We start from the raw sequence: 5,667 nt of genomic DNA on the forward strand, positions 1-5,667 counted from the left end.
TTCGAATCAGGGTTTTCTTGAGCAGAAAGTAGTTCATCTTGGATCATTTTTACATGATCATCTGTTTCACCATCAATAAAAATAATATATTCAGGACCATCAGAAATAGGATTTCTCAATTTCATTTGGCGATTAATAAAATGTTGTGCATTTTTTACATTATTTGAAATAGAAATTGCTTCTTTCGATTTCCAATCCGCAGCCTCTACTACAACTGCAGGATCATTTACACTAGAACAAACAAGTTCAGCAGCGCATAATCTCAGAGAAATATCGTTCCATTTATTTTCGTAGACTTCCGTCAAACAAGATACAGCCTCTACTATAGGTATTAAACCGTACTGTGCATTGTAACTTACATTGACATACCTAGTGAGTTTCGCTTTTTGGTCTTCGGTGTCATTGGTTTTTAAAGAATCTAAAAATAGTTCTCTAAAAGTTTCAATATTGTTTAACAACATAATGCATTCCTTTGCTTCGTAAAGCCTATATTGTACCGACAATACTGATAGTTGGTCAAATCTGAATAATTACTATCAAAAAAGCTATTATCCTGATGATAATTGAATATTTTAATGTGTAAGAATAGTGTAGACATAGATATCTATAAAAAGTGAGGAAGTTGAGCTAGTAAAATGAGTGATAAAAAAGTTATTAACTTTAGAAATTGTGATTTAGATAGTGAATTAGAAATTACAGAATTGATGAAACGTTTCTATAGCGATGTTGCCCAAGATGACTTACTCGGACATGTATTTAATGATGTTGCTCATGTCGATTGGAATGAACATTTAGTCAAAATTAAAGATTTTTGGTGCAGAATGCTTCTTGGCATTGGTGATTACCGGGGTAATCCTCTTGAAACCCATGTAAAGATACATCAATTAGAAAATTTTACACATGATGAATTCCGTCGATGGTTAGAACTTTTTCAAGCACACGTTGATGCAGGTTGGGAAGGACCATACGCCCAAGAAATAAAACGTAAGGCAGTCAAAGTAGCATTAGTTCATAGTCGTCTACTAATAGGTGAACCATTAGATGTATTGTTAACTATTGATGAAAAAAAGCCCGACGTTAAATAAAATATCTGTCGTTCCTATACAATATTCTTTTTACGATATTTACTTGTTAGCAATAGTGCGAAACCTGTAAACATCAAAGTGAGGGCTGTGAGCATATTTGAACTGCTGGTTCCTGTTTCGGCTAATGTACCGCTTGCAGATCTCAATGTGTCAGAAGTCGTATCTTGTGCAACTGCTATTTCATAACGAATTGCTGTAATACCTAATACACGTGCAGCGCTTTGAACAGCAGATAGATCTATGATCCCACCTGTATTTAAACTAATATTTGCAGTTTGGCCAAGACCAATATTAACAATACGAAGTTCCCACAGATTATCACCAACTTTGGTTAACGAACTTGCAGTTCCCGAACCAGTTACAACAATATCATCCAAACCAAATGATTCGTCATAAATATCCTTATTAAAGGAAATACTAAAACAACCATTGCCATCATTTGAAATAGCAGACTGGCCAGGACACAAACTCGAAGTCGCAGACAATTCAGAAGGATCGTACGAAAGAAATATAAAATTACCAGTATCATCAGCGAACGGATCGGTCTGAAAAGCCAAGGCTCTCCAAATCTTAAGAGTATCGACATCGTTTCCTTGTCCTAAGACGAGAACACTTGCATTACCAGCTGCAAAAACTGGCCCAGCAGTCATAGTAAATTCGAACTTATAATTAGTACCACTTGGCAAATTAGCTGTTGTTCCTAAAGGGCATAACATTAAGTTACCCGTATAACTATATGAGTTCAAAGCAACAAAACCGAGATTCTCTATAGGACCTATATTATTGCACTGATTAACTTCTACTTCATCACTTAAATTAGTGTCAGTCATGCTGACAAAAGTTGAATCTTCGGGCATAATGAAGACAAGATAGAAAAACCCATTATCCACATATTCACCAAGTCCTGCATTTTCGATAGTAACTTCGTAAGTAACATCTGTAGTTTCCAAAATAGTACCTGTAGTTTTTAGGCGAGTTGAAACATTTAAATCCGAATGTAAGGTTTCGATAAAGCTAGATGTTGCTGTATCATTACTCAAGGTAGTATCAACATTTACAGCACCACCAACTAATTTACTAGATACAATATTTGACGTAATTGAAACAGTTGAACCAACAGGTGTTGTAACATGAATTTTGTAAAGAATGCTTATAGTATCTCCAGGTTCTAAAGATCCTGTCCAGGTATTTGTGGCAGTGTTAAATGACCCAGGGTCAGCGCCTTGTAGGGGTACTGCATCAATAAATCCATCTTCAAGTGTTGCATTCGTCGCAATATTATTAATTGTAAACTCTGAGATAGTATCGCTATCTTGACTATTGTAGATACTTATATAGAACCCTGTATTTGAATATTGAATATCGGAACTGATACTTAATTCAGCATTTCCAGCAGCGTGAGCAAGACCAATATTGCCAAACTGCAAACCCAAAACCAAAATGGGTGTCAACAATAAGCTTGCAGTTTTCCAGAGTTTCTTCATAAATTCACCTTTAAGTAATATTCGATCTTTTTAAAATCGTCAGAGAGGCTAAATTTCTTTATAGGTATATTGGACTATTTCTCAAAATTTTCTTGTTTGAGACGTATTTCGCGAATCTTATGTAGATACTTACCTTCTAGTTTCATATTTTTAACCAAACTATGATATTGAATATGAACTTAGAAATAAATAATTTAGATAAAAGCACTTCACCGTATTTGAGACAGCATAAAGATAATCCTATAGCTTGGCAAGAATATTCTGAAGAAGTTATTGAGTATGCAAAGTCAACTAAGCGTCCATTGTTTATTTCAGTAGGTTATGCAACCTGTCATTGGTGTCATGTTATGGCGAATGACACTTTTTCAAATGTTGAAGTCGCAAAATTTATGAATAAAAAGTTTGTTTGTATAAAAGTCGATAGGGAACAGCGACCAGATATTGATTCATTTTGTATGAATTTTATTCAAAGTAGTTATGGACAAGGTGGATGGCCATTAAATGTTGTCATGACGCCAGACTTAAAACCATTTTTTGCTGCTACATATTTGGCATCAGAACCAAAATATAATATGGGTGGTTTTATAGATGTGATGACCCAAGTATTTGATTTCTATGTCGAAAATGTTGATGATCTAGAAAACTTCAATCCACGAATTTTCGATAATCAACAGATTGAATCACCGAATTGGGATGATTACGAAAACCAATTTGATCTTTCTAATGGTGGTTTTATGTCGCAAACTAAATTTCCGCCTCATTGCTCGTTACTTTTTCTTCTCAGTTCAGATGAAGCGATGGCACGTCCAAAGATATCAGCCTGGGCAAAAAATGTTCTAGACATTATGCAAGATTCTGGTTTGGCAGATCATGTAGGTGGTGGTTTTTTTCGTTATTGTGTTGATAAGAATTGGGAGATACCTCACTTCGAAAAAATGTTGTATGACCAAGCAATGATGCTTATTTCATATTCTTTGGGTTATAAAGTTTTTAAAGACCAATCTTATAAACAGACAATATCTGAAATACTTTTCTCTCTGGAGGATACTTTTAGAATTGGTGATTTATATGCAAGTGGCCATGATGCAGACACAAAGCATATTGAAGGCCAGACATATGCATGGAATGAAGAGGAACTTAAAAATATACTCGGGAGTCAATATGACGATTTCAAAGAACACTATGAGCTAATAGATTTTGAAGAAGATTTTCATATAAAAAGAAAATCCGATTCAATCTTGGCTAAAACCTTATATGATGTGCGAAAAAAACGTGCTCAACCAAGTGTTGATACGAAGATACTTACAAGTTGGAATTCTCTACTTGGAATTGCTTTTAATTATGTTGAACGCTTCACAGGAATACACACTCGGGTTACTGAGCTATATAATTCAATTATTATTCAAAAAGATACACGATCTACACATGAAGGTATCAAACAAAAAGAAGTATTTCTAGAAGATGTTGCGAGCATTTTGTTACTCCAAACATACATGTTTGAACGAGGATCAGTTACTAAAGAGGAACTAGATCAACAAAAAAATCTTGTTATGACATTTAACATTGAAGGACGCTGGATAGAAAATCCAAATACAGATTTCACTCAAGTGGAAGCTGGAGAGTTTGACCATCCAATACCATCTTCATTATCAATAGTTCAGTGGGCATTGATGCGCTACAACATTATTAAAGGAAATGAAGAAACAGAATTAAAATATAAAACGTCAATTAATTTTGATGCACATAATTTTATTGCCGATTTCGCAATTAACCATTGGCATTACAAAACTAATGAGCTGCCAATTGATTCACCGCTTTTAAGTATTTTTGAATATAGTGACGAAAATATTGTCTGTCATGACCACTCTTGTACTTCACTATAATCAGTTTGGCTACGTCTTTAACCTAGAGCAATTTTTAGATCAGTAATGAGGTCGTCAACATTTTCAAGTCCAACTGAAATACGAATTAATCCTGGATCAACTTCTAATAAAGAACCAGAAGTTGAAGCATGAGTCATAAGTGCAGGAACTTCTATTAAGGATTCAACAGCACCGAGAGACTCAGCTAATGTGAATAGTTGAGTATTCTCAGCAACCGATTTTGCCATTGCTGATCCACCACTAACAATAAAGCTGACCATGCCACCAAAGCCGCGCATTTGTTTGCTTGCAATATCATGACCGACATGTGATTTCAAACCTGGATAATAAACTTTAGAAACATTTTCATGAGAGTCAAGAAACTCAGCAATAGCTTGCGCATTTTCATTATGTCGATCCATTCTTACAGGTAAAGTTTTTATACCTCGTAAAAGTAGGTACACATCAAATGGACCAGGAACTGCACCAATAGCATACTGTAAGAATTTTAATTCTTCGTACAGTTCTTTATCGCTAGTTGCTATAAAACCTCCAACTACATCGCTATGACCACCAATATATTTTGTTGTCGAATGAACAACAACATCAGCACCTAAACTAAGTGGTTGTTGTAAATACGGGGTAGCAAAAGTATTATCAACAATAACTTTTCCACCACGCGAATGAACAAAAGTCGAAATCTGTTCAATATCTGTAATTGTCAAAGTTGGATTAGATGGTGTTTCAATCCACACAAACCTAGTGCTATCTTTCCACACACTTGCAATCTTATCTGTGTCACTAAGATCTACTGTCGAGATTTCTATCCCTTGACGTGAAAGTATTTTTGTAATCAAGCGGTATGTTCCACCGTATACATCGAGCCCCATAACAATATGATCACCAGAATTTAATGTGCGCAGCAATGTATCAGTCGCTGCTAATCCGCTTGAGAAAGCAAGGCCGAATTCTGCGCCTTCTAAAGTAGACAGAGAACTTTGAAGTGCACTTCTTGTAGGGTTATCAACACGAGAATAGTCGCTAAATGGAAATTCGCCAACGCCAGTTTGTTTATAAGTAGACGTAGCATAGATTGGAACCGTTACCGCACCAGTTTTTTCGTCAGCTTCTTGCCCGGCGTGAACTGCTAAAGTTTCAAAAGATACATTTTCTTTAATTTCGTCCATTGCAATACTCCTAATTATCTATTCTTATTTTTCAGTAGTTCTCTTACAT

The 5,667-nt window shown here is 35.3% G+C and carries 5 protein-coding genes; 2 read left to right on the forward strand and 3 right to left on the reverse strand.

Annotated features, from left to right (window positions below; all coding sequences use genetic code 11):
* Positions 1-461 (reverse strand): hypothetical protein (locus KBF89_08200; GenBank protein ID MBP9116303.1); only part of this gene is annotated, 461 nt, incomplete at its 3' end.
* 174 nt (positions 462-635) lie between these two features.
* Here KBF89_08200 and KBF89_08205 point away from each other — a divergent pair.
* Positions 636-1,085, forward strand: a complete 450-nt coding sequence (locus KBF89_08205; GenBank protein MBP9116304.1) for a group III truncated hemoglobin — start codon at positions 636-638, stop codon at positions 1,083-1,085.
* Positions 1,086-1,099: 14 nt separating this feature from the next.
* On the opposite strand, the gene KBF89_08210 is transcribed toward KBF89_08205, so the two are convergent.
* Complete coding sequence (locus KBF89_08210; GenBank protein ID MBP9116305.1) at positions 1,100-2,569, reverse strand: LPXTG cell wall anchor domain-containing protein; 1,470 nt, start codon at positions 2,567-2,569, stop codon at positions 1,100-1,102.
* Between the two features lie 173 nt (positions 2,570-2,742).
* Here KBF89_08210 and KBF89_08215 point away from each other — a divergent pair, with 173 nt between their 5' ends.
* Complete coding sequence (locus KBF89_08215; GenBank protein MBP9116306.1) at positions 2,743-4,452, forward strand: thioredoxin domain-containing protein; 1,710 nt, start codon at positions 2,743-2,745, stop codon at positions 4,450-4,452.
* A 17-nt stretch (positions 4,453-4,469) separates the two neighbouring features.
* Here KBF89_08215 and KBF89_08220 read toward each other — a convergent pair whose 3' ends face one another.
* Positions 4,470-5,618 (reverse strand): cystathionine gamma-synthase, encoded by a 1,149-nt coding sequence (locus KBF89_08220; protein MBP9116307.1) that lies wholly within the window; start codon positions 5,616-5,618, stop codon positions 4,470-4,472.
* Between the last annotated feature and the right edge of the window lie 49 nt (positions 5,619-5,667).

Source organism: Acidimicrobiia bacterium (assembly GCA_018057765.1).
In the GTDB taxonomy this organism is placed as follows: domain Bacteria; phylum Actinomycetota; class Acidimicrobiia; order IMCC26256; family JAGPDB01; genus JAGPDB01.

Excerpts from the sequence above, each read along its gene's own strand:
- KBF89_08205 (MBP9116304.1), top strand. The coding sequence starts at position 636 with ATGAGTGATAAAAAAGTTATTAACTTTAGAAATTGTGATTTAGATAGT.
- KBF89_08210 (MBP9116305.1), bottom strand. The coding sequence starts at position 2,569 with ATGAAGAAACTCTGGAAAACTGCAAGCTTATTGTTGACACCCATTTTG.
- KBF89_08215 (MBP9116306.1), top strand. The coding sequence starts at position 2,743 with ATGAACTTAGAAATAAATAATTTAGATAAAAGCACTTCACCGTATTTG.
- KBF89_08220 (MBP9116307.1), bottom strand. The coding sequence starts at position 5,618 with ATGGACGAAATTAAAGAAAATGTATCTTTTGAAACTTTAGCAGTTCAC.